The 14,424-nt window shown below is 64.8% G+C and carries 12 protein-coding genes, 1 pseudogene and 2 riboswitches; all 13 genes and pseudogenes read left to right on the top strand.

Features of this window, described 5'->3' with window-relative positions:
* The first annotated feature begins 3 nt into the window (after nt 1–3).
* The 13 genes and pseudogenes from ftsA (at nt 4) to IPF76_RS11860 (ending at nt 13,911) form a co-directional block, all read left to right on the top strand.
* Entirely contained in the window at nt 4–1,260 is a 1,257-nt protein-coding gene (gene ftsA / locus IPF76_RS11800) for a cell division protein FtsA (RefSeq protein ID WP_293844033.1), read from the top strand.
* 153 nt (nt 1,261–1,413) lie between these two features.
* On the top strand, nt 1,414–2,877 hold the full coding sequence (gene ftsZ, locus IPF76_RS11805) for a cell division protein FtsZ (RefSeq protein ID WP_293844036.1): 1,464 nt from the start codon (nt 1,414–1,416) through the stop codon (nt 2,875–2,877).
* 59 nt (nt 2,878–2,936) lie between these two features.
* Nucleotides 2,937–4,850 carry an SPOR domain-containing protein gene (locus tag IPF76_RS11810; RefSeq protein WP_293844038.1) on the top strand — a complete coding sequence of 638 codons (1,914 nt, stop codon included), beginning with the start codon at nt 2,937–2,939 and terminating at the stop codon, nt 4,848–4,850.
* Nucleotides 4,847–6,019 carry a deoxyguanosinetriphosphate triphosphohydrolase gene (locus IPF76_RS11815; RefSeq protein ID WP_293844042.1) on the top strand — a complete coding sequence of 391 codons (1,173 nt, stop codon included), beginning with the start codon at nt 4,847–4,849 and terminating at the stop codon, nt 6,017–6,019. The genes IPF76_RS11810 and IPF76_RS11815 overlap by 4 nt, the downstream gene beginning before the upstream one ends.
* Nucleotides 6,012–6,659: an NAD-dependent dehydratase gene (locus IPF76_RS11820; protein ID WP_293844045.1), complete on the top strand. Its 648-nt coding sequence runs from the start codon at nt 6,012–6,014 to the stop codon at nt 6,657–6,659. The genes IPF76_RS11815 and IPF76_RS11820 overlap by 8 nt, the downstream gene beginning before the upstream one ends.
* Nucleotides 6,660–6,716: 57 nt before the next feature.
* Nucleotides 6,717–6,818: riboswitch (glycine riboswitch) on the top strand.
* Nucleotides 6,819–6,928: riboswitch (glycine riboswitch) on the top strand.
* 54 nt (nt 6,929–6,982) lie between these two features.
* Complete coding sequence (gene gcvT / locus IPF76_RS11825) at nt 6,983–8,125, top strand: glycine cleavage system aminomethyltransferase GcvT (protein ID WP_293844048.1); 1,143 nt, start codon at nt 6,983–6,985, stop codon at nt 8,123–8,125.
* 3 nt (nt 8,126–8,128) lie between these two features.
* On the top strand, nt 8,129–8,500 hold the full coding sequence (gene gcvH, locus IPF76_RS11830; protein WP_293844051.1) for a glycine cleavage system protein GcvH: 372 nt from the start codon (nt 8,129–8,131) through the stop codon (nt 8,498–8,500).
* A 171-nt stretch (nt 8,501–8,671) separates the two neighbouring features.
* A complete protein-coding gene (locus IPF76_RS11835; RefSeq protein WP_293844054.1) occupies nt 8,672–9,454 on the top strand; it encodes a hypothetical protein in 783 nt (260 codons plus the stop codon).
* A gap of 3 nt (nt 9,455–9,457) precedes the next feature.
* Complete coding sequence (gene gcvPA, locus IPF76_RS11840; RefSeq protein ID WP_293844057.1) at nt 9,458–10,816, top strand: aminomethyl-transferring glycine dehydrogenase subunit GcvPA; 1,359 nt, start codon at nt 9,458–9,460, stop codon at nt 10,814–10,816.
* A gap of 32 nt (nt 10,817–10,848) precedes the next feature.
* The gene (gene gcvPB, locus IPF76_RS11845; protein WP_293844642.1) at nt 10,849–12,405 is read left to right on the top strand and encodes an aminomethyl-transferring glycine dehydrogenase subunit GcvPB; all 1,557 of its coding nucleotides are present in this window, start codon (nt 10,849–10,851) and stop codon (nt 12,403–12,405) included.
* Nucleotides 12,402–12,740, top strand: a complete 339-nt coding sequence (locus IPF76_RS11850) for a hypothetical protein (protein ID WP_293844061.1) — start codon at nt 12,402–12,404, stop codon at nt 12,738–12,740. The genes gcvPB and IPF76_RS11850 overlap by 4 nt, the downstream gene beginning before the upstream one ends.
* An 88-nt stretch (nt 12,741–12,828) precedes the next feature.
* On the top strand, nt 12,829–13,275 hold the full coding sequence (locus IPF76_RS11855) for an ABA4-like family protein (RefSeq protein WP_293844064.1): 447 nt from the start codon (nt 12,829–12,831) through the stop codon (nt 13,273–13,275).
* Nucleotides 13,275–13,911, top strand: a pseudogene (locus IPF76_RS11860) (DUF938 domain-containing protein). The gene IPF76_RS11855 and the pseudogene IPF76_RS11860 overlap by 1 nt, the downstream one beginning before the upstream one ends.
* The last annotated feature ends 513 nt before the right edge of the window (nt 13,912–14,424 follow it).

Below are 14,424 nucleotides of genomic sequence, written 5' to 3' on the forward strand. Positions count from 1 at the left end.
GGCATGGCGCCGCCGCGCATTGAAAAGATCATCACTGCGCTCGATGTCGGGTCGTGGAAGGTGTGCGCGCTGATCGCCGGACAGACCGCCGACGGCCAGTTGCACGTACTTGGTACCGGGCAGCGCGAAAGCCGCGGCGTCCAGCGCGGTTATGTCGCCGACATGGAACAGACCGAACATATTGTGCGCGAGGCGATCGAGCAGGCCGAACGGATCGCGGGGCTCAACATCGATGACGTCTGGGTCAGCTTTTCGGCCGGCGGCTTGCTGAGCGACGTGGCGCCGATCGAAAGCGAACTCGGTGGGCATCGGATCGAGAAGGAGGACATCGACGACCTGCTCGCCGCGGGGCGCGCCGGGATCGATCCCGAAGGCCGGATGATCCTGCATGCACAGCCCGCGCTTTACACGCTCGACGGACTGACCGGGGTCAAGAATCCGATCGGTCTTCACGCCGATCGGCTCGGCGTCGACATCCATATCATCATGGCCGACGGCGCCCCGGTGCGGAACCTGGAGGCGGCGGTCCGACAGGCGCATCTTGACGTCAACGCGGTGGTCGCTTCGCCGATCGCGGCGGGGCTCGCCTGCCTGTCTGACGAAGAACGCGACCTGGGCGTGGCGCTCGTCGAGCTTGGCGCCGCGGTGACCACGGTATCGCTCTATGCCGGCGGGATGCTGGTCGAAATGGCTTCGCTGCCCTTTGGCGCCAGCGACATCACCGACGATATCGCCTCGGCCTTTGGCATTCGGCGAAGCCAGGCGCAGCGCTTGCAGAGCTTCTACGGCTCGGCGTCGGCATCGCCGCGCGATAATAACGAGATCATCGAGCTCGAGCCCGGCGCGCCAACCAACGGCGACACCCCGCGCATCACCCGCGCGCAGTTGGTGACGGTCATTCGCCAGCGTCTCGACGCGATGATGGGCGAGATCGGCAGGACATTGAAAGATCTGCATTTCGTCGGCCCGATCGGGCGTCAGGTGGTGCTCGTCGGCGGCGGCGCAGATCTGAAAGGCATCGCCGATTACACCCAGAGCGCACTTGGCCGCGCCGCGCGGGTCGGACGGCCGCGCGGGTTGCACGGCCTGCCTGATGCGCATAGCGGCCCCGCTTTCGCGACGCTTGCGGGTCTGGTTCTCTACGCCGCGTCGGACCCGGTTGATCTGCGCGATTTGCCGATGATGTCGCAGGATGTCTATCGACCGGCGAGTACATCGATCCTCCACCGGTTGATGGCGGCCCTAAAAAGCAGTTTTTAGCGGTGAAACGCGAAAAAAGGTTAATTTTTTGGGTGATTCCCCGGTCACAATAGTGCAATGCGGGGTAAGAAAATCGGGCGGCGGGACACCCGCTCGTTTGGGTCGCAAGGTTGGGGAAGCGGCACCTGTCCGCCGCTGCAGGGAGACGTTTTGATGAGCATCAATATTGGGCCGCCACAGGTCGACGAGCTGAAGCCGCGAATTGCGGTAATCGGCGTCGGCGGAGCTGGCGGCAATGCCATCGCGAACATGATTGCAGCAAGGGTCGAGGGGGTCGACTTCATCGTTGCTAATACCGATGCGCAGGCGCTGAACGCGTCGCCGGCCGAACGGCGCATCCAGCTTGGGACCCAGATCACGCAGGGATTGGGCGCGGGTTCGCGGCCCGAGGTTGGCCGCGCGGCCGCCGAGGAAAGCATTGCGCAGGTCGAAGAAGCTTTGAACGGAGCGCATATGTGCTTCATCGCCGCTGGCATGGGCGGCGGCACTGGCACCGGGGCGGCGCCGGTGATCGCCAAAGCAGCGCGCGACCGCGGCATCCTGACCGTCGGCGTCGTGACCAAGCCCTTCACCTTCGAAGGTCAGCGCCGCATGCGTTCGGCGGACTCGGGGATTGCCGAGCTGCAGGATCATGTCGATACGCTGATCGTCATTCCGAACCAGAATCTGTTTCTGGTCGCTAACCCGAATACCACCTTCAAAGAAGCCTTCACCATGGCGGATGAGGTGCTGCAACAGGGCGTGCGCGGGATCACCGACCTGATGGTCATGCCCGGCCTAATCAACCTCGACTTCGCCGACGTCCGCAGCGTGATGCGCGAAATGGGCAAGGCGATGATGGGCACGGGCGAAGCCGAAGGCGATGGCCGCGCGCTCGAAGCAGCGCAAAAAGCGATCGCCAACCCGTTGCTCGACGGTGTGTCGATGGCGGGCGCCAAGGGTGTTATCATTTCGATCACCGGCGGCGAGGACATGCGCCTGATGGAAGTCGACGAGGCCGCGAACCATATTCGCGAGCTTGTCGATCCGGACGCCAACATCATCTGGGGCAGCGCTTTCAACGACAGCCTCGACGGCAAGATCCGCGTCTCGGTGGTCGCCACCGGCATCGACAGTACGGGCGAAATGGCAGCGCAGGCTTCGCCCGCGACGCGCAGCTTCTCCTTTGCCCCAGCGCGCGCTGCTGCGCCTGCACCGGTGGCCGAAGAGGCTTTCGAACCGGTCGTCGACGAAGAGCCCGTTGCCGACGCGCTGGCGGACGAAGTCAATGACCCGGCGCCCGGCTTTTCGCTGAGCGATGCGGCCGAAGCCGAAGCGCCCGCCGCCGAGGAAGATCCGATGATATTGTCTGAGGTCGCCGCGACCGATGAGGATCCGTCGGACGAGCTGGTCCTCGATGCCCCGGAGGCGCCCGCGACCGATTATCGCACAGCTCCGGCATCGGGCGGCGACGCGAGTGGCGGCGAGGAAGCTCCCGCGCGCTCGATGGGCGGCGGCACCTTGTTCGAGCGCATGTCGCGCCTGTCGCGCGGCGCCACGCCGCCCGAGGGTGAGGATGGCGACAAGGAAGACGGGGTTGATATCCCACGCTTCCTGGGGCGTCAGAACAACCAGTAACGGGGCTGTAAACGGCTGCCCGCAGGGCACGGCAGACCGAAGATCGGGATGAGTTGCCCATGCGGCAAGCGAAAATCACGGCGAAGCCGACTCGCGCGCGGCTCTGTGCCGGTGCGTTCGGCGCGCTGCTTGTGGGACTCGCGGCAGTACCTGCGTCCGCGCAGGTGACGCCGCCAGATGCCGCGACCAAGGCGGCGATGGAAAAGCGCACCGCGGCGCGCACCCTGCTGTCGTCGGCGCTCGCCCGCATCGCCGCCAACAACAGCGATCCCCGCGCGCTGCTCGACGCCGGCCGGGCATCGATCGAGCTTGATGACTATCGCGCCGCGCTGGGCTTTCTGGTTCGCGCCGAGCAGTCGAGCCCGCGCGACGGTGCGGTCAAGGCGGCGCTGGGGTCGGCGATGGTGCATATGGAAAACCCGACCCGCGCGCTCGACTATTTTGGCGAAGCACAGCTGCTGGGCGCGCCCGAACGGGTGTTCCTGTCTGACCGAGCGCTTGCGCGCGACCTGCTCGGTCAACAGGATGCGGCGCAGCGCGATTACCAGCTCGCGCTGGCGATCGCACCCAATGACGAATTGACGCGGCGCTATGCGCTGTCGCTCGGGATCAGCGGAGAAGCCGACCGTGCGATCCAGATGCTGACCCCGCAGCTGCGAGCACAGGATCGCGGCGCCTGGCGACTGCGCGCGATGATTCTGGCGATGAACGGCCGTGACGGCGAAGCGAGCGAAATCGTCAACGCAACAATGCCGCCTGCCATGGCGCAGAATATCCTGCCCTATCTGACCCAGATGGACCGGCTCAATCCGGCGCAGCAGGCGGCAGCGGCACATTTCGGCCGCTTTCCCAATGGCGAGTTGGGGGCGAAGCGCAAACCGGTGCAAGTCGCGGCCGCAACGCCGCCCCCTGCCGCTTCGGGCAGGCGGGCGGCGGCGAGTACGAAGCGACCGCCCGCGGCTACGGTTGCTGCGGCGCCGACCCCGACGCCCAGCGCCCGGCCGCTGGGGCCAGCCTATGCCCAGCCGCGCACGCCCTCAAGCCAGGCTGCCAGCGAACGGACGCCGACGGTAAGCCGGCCCGCGGCTGGGACGGTCGCTGAATCGGTTGTGGCGCCAGCCGCGCGCGCGGCGAAACCGGCTTCGAATGAAGCGGCATCGACGCCGACGCGCGGCGAGGTTGCGAGCGGTGCGCCGGGGTTAAAGTCACCATTTCAGCAGACTATTCGGCCCGCGCCATCGTCTTCTCCTGATCCATCTGCCGTATCGCCCGAGGCCCGCAACCCGTCAGCGCCCGTAACCGGGGGAGTCGTTTTAGCAAAGCAAGAAGCGACCGGCGTCACGGCGAACGAAAATCCCGGACAAGTCGGACCTGGCTTCTCGATTGCCGACATTGGGCGCGGTGCGCTGAGTACGCCTTCAACGCTGCCACAGTCGCCGCCGTCCGCTGCGACAGTATCAGTAGCACCGTCACCCGCGCCTCTCGCATCGCTGGCCGACATCGTTGGCTCGATCGAGATTCCGCCCGAGGAACTGACCCAGCCCGACAATGCGATCGGCGCAGACACGCTCGCCAAACTGCTTGAAGACAAGCGCCGCGCCGACGCTGCCGAGGATGCGAAGCGCGAGAAGGACGCGGTGGCCGCGAAAGCCAAGGCCGATGCCGATGCCAGGGCCAAGTCCGAGGCGGCGGAGAAGAAGGCCAATCCGGCGCGCATCTGGGTGCAGGTGGCGACCGGCGCGAACGCCCGCGCGCTCGCAACCGACTATGGCAAGTTCGCCAAGAAGAGCCCCGATCTGTTCAGGGGAAAATCGGGCGCCACCGCCGAATGGGGCAAGACCCGCCGGTTGCTGGTCGGCCCATTCAAGGACCGCAAGGCGGCGCAGGACTGGCTCACCAGCTATAAGAAAGCTGGCGGCGACGGCTTCTTGTTTAACAGCGAGGCGGGCGAGACCGTCGATCCGTTCAAGTGAGCGTTGCCGATTGCGCGAGCAATCCGGCGCAGAGTCGCGGGCGCCGCCATGCTGAGCTGGGCCGCGTTGTCCGAGGCCCGCGCGACGACTTCCAGCGCGACCGTGACCGCATCATTCATTCGATCGCGTTTCGCCGCCTGCGCCACAAGACGCAGGTGTTCGTCGCTCCTGACGGCGACCATTATCGCGTCCGCCTGACTCACAGTATCGAGGTGGCACAGATCGGGCGTGGAATCGCGCGTGCGCTGGGGCTCAACGAGGATTTGACCGAGGCCTTGTGCCTCGCGCACGACATCGGCCATCCACCCTTCGGCCATGCGGGCGAGGATGCGCTGAAAGCCGCGATGGCGGACCACGGCGGTTTCGATCATAACGGACACACGCTGCGCACGCTCGCGGGGCTGGAATGTCCCTATCCACTGTTCGACGGGCTCAACCTGACGTGGGAAACGCTTGAGGGGCTAGCGAAGCACAATGGACCGGTAACCAACCCTGGTTGGGCGCTGGCCGAGATCGATGGTGATTTTCGCCTCGACCTCGGCAGTCACGCGAGCCTTGAAGCGCAGATTGCAGCGGTTGCCGACGACATAGCCTATGACAATCACGACATCGACGACGGCTTGCGCGCGGGGTTGCTCGACCTTGAGCAGCTGATGGAACAGCCGTTTGTGGCCGCCAATTTCCGTGCCGTCGAGGACCGCTTCCCCGGCGCGCCTCGCGACCGGTTGCTGCGCGAGCTGGTCCGCGACCAGATCGGGGTGATGGTCAACAATGTTATCGCGGCGACGCAGGCCAATGTTGCTGCTGCTGGCGTCGCCAGTGTCGCCGAGGTTCGCGCCGCCGGCTGGTCGCTGGGAGGCTTTTCGCCCGAACTTGCGGCCGACGAGCGCGAGCTCAAGCGGTTCATGTACGCCAATCTCTATCATCATCCCGAACAGGTCGCCGCCGCGGAAGCGGCGAACCAGGTCGTCACGCGCCTGTTCGCCGCCTATGCCGATGATCCGCGGCTGATGGGCGAGGATTGGTCGGCGCGCGTGCCCGGCGAAGAATGCGCGACAACCCGGCATATCGGGGACTATATTGCCGGAATGACCGACCGTTTTGCCATCGATCGTTATGCCGAAATTTTCGGGCGCGCCGAAGTGCCGGAGGCGCTGGCGCATGTCTGAGGCGCTGATCATTGGGGCGACCGGACTGATCGGGCGCGCCGTGATTGCGGCGTTCGGCGACAAGACCGTCACCATCGTCGCCCGCCGTTCGGTGGATGGATTGGCGCCGCACCATGCCGAGCGCGTCGCATCGCCCGAAAACTGGCCCGATATCATCGCCGCCGAACAGTCCGCGGTTCTCATCTGTTGCCTCGGCACCACGATCCGCCAAGCCGGCTCGCAGGCCGCGTTCCGCGCCGTGGACCATGACCTGATCCTCGCTGCTGCCAAGGGCGCCCGGCTGGGCGGTGCACCCCATATGATCGTCGTCAGTTCGGTCGGGGCGTCGCCAAAGGCAGGCAATTTCTATCTGCGGACCAAGGGTGAAACCGAGGATGGACTGCGTGCTTTGGGGGTCGAGCGGCTCGATCTGATCCGTCCCGGCCTGCTGCTCGGCGATCGACCCGGGCCGCCGCGGCTGGGTGAGCGGCTGGCGACGATCGCGGCGCCGCTCGCCGACGCCTTGCTCCACGGTTCGTTCCGCCGCTACCGCTCGATCCCGGCCGCCACCGTTGCCGCGGCGATCGTGAAACTTGCCGGGCAGGGTGGTTCGGGCGTGCATATCCACGAAAACGACGCAATCCGCGCGCTCGCCGATTGACTCCGGTCGGGGGCAGCGCCAAGGCTCGGGCGTCTGTCGGGTCTCGAAAGGGATTCGACCGGCCGCGCGGGAGAGCGTGAGGGCAGGGCAACCGGCGCCTCACCACCGAAGGAGCAACCGCCCCGGAAACTCTCAGGTCAGCAGGACCGCGCAGGCTGGAACGGACACTCTGGAAAGCGTTCCGGCTGTCGGCCGGAACCACCGAAGGGGTAACTCCGGACGATTTCGCCGGGGGAAAACTCTCAGGTTCCCGTGACAGAGGGGGCAGGGCGAAAGGCGCGGCACCCCGCCGCGCATCCGCCGTGCAACCGCGGGAGACTGGCATGACCGAAACCGAACAGTTGGACGAAGACGTCGCGATCGAAGCCGCGACCGAAGTGCTGCCGCTCGACGCCTGGCATCGCGCGAAGGGCGGCCGGATGGTCGAATTCGCGGGGTATTGGATGCCGATCCAATATGAAGGCATCATGGCCGAACATCTGTGGGTCCGCGAAAACGCCGGGTTGTTCGACGTCAGCCACATGGGGCAGTTGGCGCTCTCGGGCGACACGGTTGCCGAAGCGCTCGAAGCCCTCGTCCCCGGTGACATCTCGGCACTGAAGCCCGGGCGGATGCGCTATTCGCTGCTGCTGGACGAGGATGGCGGCATCCTCGATGATTTAATGATCACCAACGAGGGCGACCAACTCGGCATCGTCGTCAACGGCGCCGTGAAGTGGGAAGATATCGGGCATTTGCGCGAAAATCTGCCTGACGACATCACACTCAATCACAACGAAGATCATGGCCTGCTCGCGTTACAGGGGCCGAAAGCCGTCGATGCGCTGACGCGGCTGGTACCCGAGGCCGCAGGCCTGGTGTTCATGCAGGCGACGCGCGCGACGTGGAACGGCCATGCGGTCGCAATCAGTCGGTCGGGCTATACCGGCGAGGATGGGTTCGAAATTTCGCTGCCGAACGAAACGCTCGAGGGATTCGCCGACGCGCTGTGCGCGATGGAGGAGGTCAAACCGATCGGGCTGGGCGCGCGTGATTCGTTGCGGCTGGAGGCAGGACTGCCGCTCTATGGCCATGATCTCGACCCAACGATTGATCCGGTCGAAGGCGACTTGGCATTCGCGATCAGCAAGCGTCGCCGGGAGGAAGGCGGCTTCCCGGGCGCCGCGCGCGTCCTTGGCCACCTTGCCGACGGCAGCCCGCGCAAGCGCGTCGGCCTGCTGGTCGACGGTAAGTTGCCTGTGCGCGAGGGCGCGAAGCTGTTCGACGGCAACACCGAAATCGGCGTCGTGACGTCGGGCGGCTTCGCTCCCAGCGTGGGCGCGCCGATCGCGATGGGCTATGTGCCACGCGACCATGCTGAACCCGGCACCGCGCTCGCCGCCGAAGTTCGCGGCAAAAGGGTGGCCTGCACCGTCACCGCCATGCCCTTTGTCCCGCATAATTATGTTCGTAAAACAGGAGCTTGATCGATGCCGCGTTATTATACCGAAGAGCATGAGTGGATCGATGTCGACGGTGACGTCGCCACGGTCGGCATCACCGATTTTGCGCAGGGCCAGCTTGGCGACATCGTGTTCGTCGAGGTTCCCGACACCGGCGCCGAGCTGAGCCAAGGGGGCGACGCCGCAGTGGTCGAATCGGTGAAGGCGGCGAGCGACGTCTATGCCCCGGTCGATGGGACGGTGACGGAAGGCAACAGCCAGCTCGAAGAAGATCCCGCGCTCGTCAATTCGGATCCCGAAGGCGAAGGCTGGTTCTTCCGCCTCGCGCTCAGCGACAAGAGCCAGCTCGACGGCCTGATGGACGCGAAGGCGTACAAAGCCTTCTGCGACACGCTCTAGCGGTATCTCCCCTCCCCTTCATGGGAGGGGCAGTGAGACAAGCGAACGTGTTCGCTTGTCGCAACGGGGTGGACCCAGCACCGCGACCCCACCCCAACCCCCTCCTCTGAAAGGAGGGCTTCTGGAGAAAATGCCATCGCCACCGATGCTGTTCTTGCCAATTGCCGCCTGATGGTTGCCACGCCTATCTATGAGGGCGCGCAGGGCACCTATGTCCGCGCGGCGCTGGCGCTGGCGCTGCGCGCGCAGGCGATGGGCATTTCGGTGCGGTTCGAGTTCATCCTTTATCAACCGTCGATCACCCGCGCGCGCAACATGCTCACCGCAATGTTCCTCGCCAGCGATTGCACGCACCTTTTGTTCATCGATGCCGACATCGACTTTTCGGCCGACGACGTGTTCTCGCTGATCCGCGCGATGGAGGCGACTCCTGGTTGCGGGGTGGTGGGCGGCGCTTATCCGCGGCGGATGATCAACTGGGCCAATGTCGCGCGCGCGGTCGAACAGGGGCTGGCGAAGGATAATCCCGCCGATCTGGCGCGCTATACCGGCGATTTCGCGCTGCATTTCCTGAACCCCGAGCAAAATTTCAAGATGGCCGATCTCGTCGAGCTGACGCGGCTCGGCACAGCGATGATGCTTATCCGCCGCGCGGTCCTCGAAGGCATGGCAGCGGCGATGCCCGAGCTTGTTTTTCGGCCCGACCCTGCCGAACGGCAGGCGCATGGCGTCGGCGAAATCGTCCCCGCCTTTTTCTGCCCCTATATCGAGCCTGATAGTCAGGCGTTGCTGTCGGACGATTATGCCTTTTGCCGCCGCGTTCGCGACGCGGGCTTTCGCATCTGGCTGGCGCCATGGATCCGCACGACCCACGCCGGTCCGGCGATCTTCTCCGGCACGCTCGCCGACACCGTCCAGCTTTTTTCCCAAAAACCAGATTCTTCTGCGGAGTAGTTCATGCGTTATCTCCCCCTTACGTCCGATGACCGCAGCGCGATGCTCGCCACCATCGGCGCGGCGTCGATCGAGGATCTGTTCGCCGACGTTCCCCTCGATGCGCGGCTCGACGGCCCGATCGCCCACCTGCCGATGCACGCCAGCGAACTCACGGTCGAGCGCCATATGGCGGCGCTGTCGCGCCAGAATCGCGCTGCGGGTGACGGTCCATTCTTCCTCGGTGCCGGGGCGTATCGCCACCATGTTCCCGCCAGCGTCGATCATCTGATCCAGCGCGGGGAGTTTTTGACTGCCTATACCCCGTATCAGCCCGAAATCGCGCAGGGCACGCTGCAGATGCTGTTCGAATTCCAGTCGCAGGTCGCGCGGCTGCTCGGCACCGATGTTGCCAATGCCTCGATGTACGACGGCTCGACCGCCTGCTGGGAAGCGATCGTAATGGCGCGGCGGATCACCAAGCGCGGCAAAGCGCTGCTGTCGACCGCGCTGCACCCCCATTACCGCAGCGTCGCGCGCACGATGGCCAAATATACCGGCGATGTCCTGGTCGATGGAGATCCCAGCCTTCAGGCCGGGACCGACTGGGCAGCGCTTGCTGCGGCGATCGATAAGGACACAAGCTGCGTCGTCGTTCAATATCCCGACATCCTTGGCCGCATCGACGATATGACCGCGCTCGCCGCCGCCTGTCAGGCGGCGGGGGCGCTGCTGATTGCGGTGGTTACCGAGCCCGTCGCGCTCGGGCTGATCAAGGCGCCGGGCGAAATGGGCGCCGACATCGTGGTCGGCGAAGGCCAGTCGATCGGGGTCGGGTTGCAGTTCGGCGGGCCTTATGTCGGTCTGTTCGCGTGCAAGACCAAGTATGTCCGCCAGATGCCGGGCCGCCTGTGCGGCGAGACGGTCGATGCCAATGGCAAGCGCGGCTTCGTACTGACGCTGTCGACGCGTGAGCAGCATATTCGCCGCGAGAAGGCGACGAGTAATATCTGTACCAATTCAGGGCTTTGTGCGCTGGCTTTCAGCATTCATATGACTTTGCTGGGCGAAGCGGGGTTGCGCCAGCTCGCCGCGATCAATCATTGTCGCGCCCAGATGGCTGCTGCCGAGCTGGCCAAGATCCCTGGCGTGTCGGTGATGAACGACAGCTATTTCAACGAATTCACCCTGCTATTGCCGACCGAAGCGCGCCCGGTGATCCACAAGCTCGCCGAGCGCGACATTTTGGGCGGCGTGTCGCTCGGTCGCCTCTACCCCGCCAACGCGGATCTGGCGAACGGCCTCGTCGTCGCGGTCACCGAAACCGTCACCGAGGCGGATATTGCCGCCTTTGCGGCCGCTCTGAAGGAGGTGCTGGCATGACCGCGCTCAACCCCGCCGGCTGGCGCCCCGAAATGACTGCTGCAGGCAGCGCCGATGATAACAAGACCTTCACCGGCAACCGCGCGCTGATGCTCGAGGAAGCGCTGATCTTCGAAATCGGCTCGACCGCCACCACCGGCGTCGATTTCGACGAAGCCACGCCCGCCGCCGATCTCGGCGCGCTGGCGCGTACCGCGCCGATTGGGCTGCCGGGGCTCAGCGAGGCCGAAGCGGTGCGGCACTACACGCGGCTGTCGCGGCAGAATTACGCGATCGACCTCGGCCTCTTCCCACTCGGCAGCTGCACGATGAAGCACAACCCGCGGCTTAACGAAAAGGTCGCGCGAATGCCGGGCTTTGCCGACGCGCATCCGCTGCAGCCGCAGGAGACGGTACAGGGCGCTTACGCCGTGATCCACGAACTCGCCGAATGGCTGATCACACTGACCGGCATGCAGAGCGTCGCGATGTCGCCCAAGGCGGGCGCGCATGGCGAGCTGTGCGGCATCCTCTGCATCAAGGCGGCATTGGAAGAGCGCGGCGAGGACCGGCGCGTGATCCTCGTTCCCGAAAGCGCGCATGGCACCAATCCGGCGACCGCCGCTTTTGCGGGCTTCACCGTTGAAGACATTCCGGCAACCGAAGCCGGCCGCGTTAACCTCGAAGCGCTGAAGGCACGCCTCGGCCCCGACGTGGCCGGGGTGATGATCACTAACCCCAATACCTGCGGCCTGTTCGAGCGCGACATGAAGGCGATTTCGGACGCGGTCCATGCGGTGGGCGGCTATGTCTATTGCGACGGCGCCAATTTCAATGCGATCGTCGGCCGGGTGCGCCCCGGCGATCTGGGCGTCGACGCGATGCACATCAACCTGCATAAGACCTTTTCGACCCCGCACGGTGGCGGCGGTCCGGGATCAGGACCCGTGGTATTGTCGGAGGCGCTTGCGCCGTTCGCTCCGCTGCCCTTCGTCACTAAGCACGCCGAAGGCTTCCGCCTGATCGAAGAGGAAAGCGCGGGCGATGATCACCCGCAGACGTTCGGCCGCATGACCGCGTTCCACGGTCAAATGGGCATGTTCACCCGCGCCCTGACCTATATTCTCAGCCACGGGGCCGACGGCCTCAAGCAGGTTGCCGAGGACGCGGTGCTCAACGCCAATTATGTATTGCGCAGCCTTGATGGCGTGCTCGACGCGCCGTTCGCGGCGTCGGGGCCGTGCATGCACGAGGCTCTGTTCAGCGATAAGGGACTGGCCGAAGGATTCTCGACGCTTGACATCGCCAAGGGACTGATTGACGAAGGCTATCATCCCATGACGGTCTATTTCCCGCTCGTCGTCCATGGCGCGATGCTGGTTGAGCCGACCGAGACCGAAAGCAAGGCGGCGCTCGATCAGTTCATCGGCGCACTGCGCAGCATCGCGATGCGCGCGAAGAACGGCGACCCAGCGCTCAAATCCGCGCCGCATTTCGCCCCGCGCGCACGGCTCGATGAGACCGCCGCGGCGCGCAAACCGATCCTAGCGTGGAACGAACCCGCTGCCGCTCCCGGCACCCCATCGCTGAGCGAGATCGGCGGCAGTTGAGCGCGGAGGGCGACAGCGGCGCGCAACGCACCGCCGCCGGCTGCCTGGCCGGCGGAGCGTTGTTCGCGGTCGTTTTCACTGCCGTCTGGCTCGCAGCGATTACGCTCTACGGTCTGATCGTCGAACAATGGGAGCTGGTCGAGGTCCGACGCGAATTCAGCTACGATTGGGCGTTTCTCTATGCCCCGCTGATCGCGCTCGGGCTGGGACTCGCCGCGGCCTTCGCGGCCACCCGGCGTCTGCCCGCGGCGCGGCTGACGCTGCTGATCGTAACGACCGGACTGGTCGTACTATTCGGCGGAATCGTGCTGTTCGGGCTTGGCGGGCTGATATGAGCTATGTTCATCCGAAACGTCGGCAGCATGCGCGCGTAAGGCGCATATCGTGGTGGATCGAGTTTTGCGGTCATGGGAGGGACGATAAATGACTTGGGATACGGTTTTTCTGCTCGTCAATTATTGGGCATTTGCTGGCTGGATTGCGCTGGTGCTCCTGCCTCGCGGTCCGAAAATTCTGGCCGCGATTCTGTACGCCGGGGTGTTTCTGCTGTGCCTGGCGTACACGGTGATGATCGTCGGGTTCCTGAGCGGCGGGATCAATCCCGGCGGTCCGGGCGGCGGTGATTTCACGACCCTGGCGGGGGTGATGAAGCTGTTCGACAGCCCCGGCGGTGCGACGTTGGGGTGGACGCATTATCTGGCGTTCGACCTGTTTACGGGGATGTGGATCGCGCGCGACGCCGATCAAAAGGGCTTCAGCCGCATCGTCCAGTTTCCGTTCCTGTTTCTGACCCTGATGGTCGGTCCGGTCGGCCTGCTCGCGTGGCTGATCGCCCGCGAACGCCGCGCGCGGGCGCAGGCCAAGGTCTAATGGCGTCCGCGCCGCCGTGGATGCCCAGCGACGGCGGGAGCGACGCAAAGCGCCACGCCCCGGCAACGCTGCGCAACCGCGATGCAATCGCGGCGGTGCTCGCAGAATGGCTGCCCGCGGCAGGGACAGTGCTGGAGGTCGCGAGCGGATCGGGCGAGCATATCGTCCATTTCGCCGCGACGTTTCCGGCGCTGGACTGGCAGCCGAGCGACCCCGATCCAGCGGGGCTGGTCTCAATCGCCGCATGGTGCGCCGACGCAGGGCTGGCCAATATCGCGCCGCCGCTCGCGCTCGATGCGTCGGCTGGCGAATGGCCGATCGCGCACGCCGACGCGATGCTGTGCATCAACATGGTGCATATTAGTGAATGGGCAGCCACTGTTGGGCTTTTCACACAAGCCGCAAAGATTCTCCAGAAGGGGGCGCCGCTAATCCTTTACGGACCTTACTTCCGCAAGGACGACCCAACCGCACCCAGCAATCTGGCCTTTGACGAAAGCCTGCGGGCGCGGAATTTGGAATGGGGTGTACGGGGCTGGAGGACGGGGCGAACTGGCTGAAAGCGAAGGCTTTGCTTTGGACGAGGTTCGGGTAATGCCCGCAAACAACCTGATGCTGCTGTGTCGGCGGATGTGATGCCCGTGTGGGTGATGGTCGGGTATATCCACTTCCAGAGTGGCAGCCCCAGATTGGCACCTGGGCAGGCGAAATTACGATTTCGATGATGCTGGGTCGAACGATATTGAACAGCTTATCACAGGATCAGCGATCGTTGGCGCGATGCTGCTGACTTGGGCTGCGGAGGAACCATCTGTGGCGACGAAGTCGATCACTTTCATGGATCGCCTCCGTTGAGAGCGCACGGTTACCGCATAGTTGCTGGTCACGTTACGCTGGGAGATCCACGGCGAGAAACATCCGATTTGAGTGAAGATTCGCAGGAGCGGTTAAGGCTTGCCGCCAAAAGTAAGTTCGATTGATGGAAGGATGAAAAAGGGGGGGTAGGGGTAGATACTTCGACAAACCTGCACAGAGCTGAGCACATGGCCGTCACCGGCGGCTGGAGCTGGGGAGTTCACTGAATCTGCCCCCTCTACCCCACACCTTCGCTCATCGTCAGCAATGGCTAACGACGATCGAATTGCAGAC

The organism is Sphingopyxis sp., from assembly GCF_016704835.1.
Classification (GTDB): domain Bacteria; phylum Pseudomonadota; class Alphaproteobacteria; order Sphingomonadales; family Sphingomonadaceae; genus Sphingopyxis.

What these genes read in the sequence shown, in the direction of transcription:
- ftsA (WP_293844033.1), top strand. Translation starts at nt 4, where the DNA reads ATGGCGCCGCCGCGCATTGAAAAGATCATCACTGCGCTCGATGTCGGG.
- ftsZ (WP_293844036.1), top strand. Translation starts at nt 1,414, where the DNA reads ATGAGCATCAATATTGGGCCGCCACAGGTCGACGAGCTGAAGCCGCGA.
- IPF76_RS11810 (WP_293844038.1), top strand. Translation starts at nt 2,937, where the DNA reads ATGCGGCAAGCGAAAATCACGGCGAAGCCGACTCGCGCGCGGCTCTGT.
- IPF76_RS11820 (WP_293844045.1), top strand. Translation starts at nt 6,012, where the DNA reads ATGTCTGAGGCGCTGATCATTGGGGCGACCGGACTGATCGGGCGCGCC.
- gcvT (WP_293844048.1), top strand. Translation starts at nt 6,983, where the DNA reads ATGACCGAAACCGAACAGTTGGACGAAGACGTCGCGATCGAAGCCGCG.
- gcvH (WP_293844051.1), top strand. Translation starts at nt 8,129, where the DNA reads ATGCCGCGTTATTATACCGAAGAGCATGAGTGGATCGATGTCGACGGT.
- IPF76_RS11835 (WP_293844054.1), top strand. Translation starts at nt 8,672, where the DNA reads ATGGTTGCCACGCCTATCTATGAGGGCGCGCAGGGCACCTATGTCCGC.
- gcvPA (WP_293844057.1), top strand. Translation starts at nt 9,458, where the DNA reads ATGCGTTATCTCCCCCTTACGTCCGATGACCGCAGCGCGATGCTCGCC.
- gcvPB (WP_293844642.1), top strand. Translation starts at nt 10,849, where the DNA reads ATGACTGCTGCAGGCAGCGCCGATGATAACAAGACCTTCACCGGCAAC.
- IPF76_RS11855 (WP_293844064.1), top strand. Translation starts at nt 12,829, where the DNA reads ATGACTTGGGATACGGTTTTTCTGCTCGTCAATTATTGGGCATTTGCT.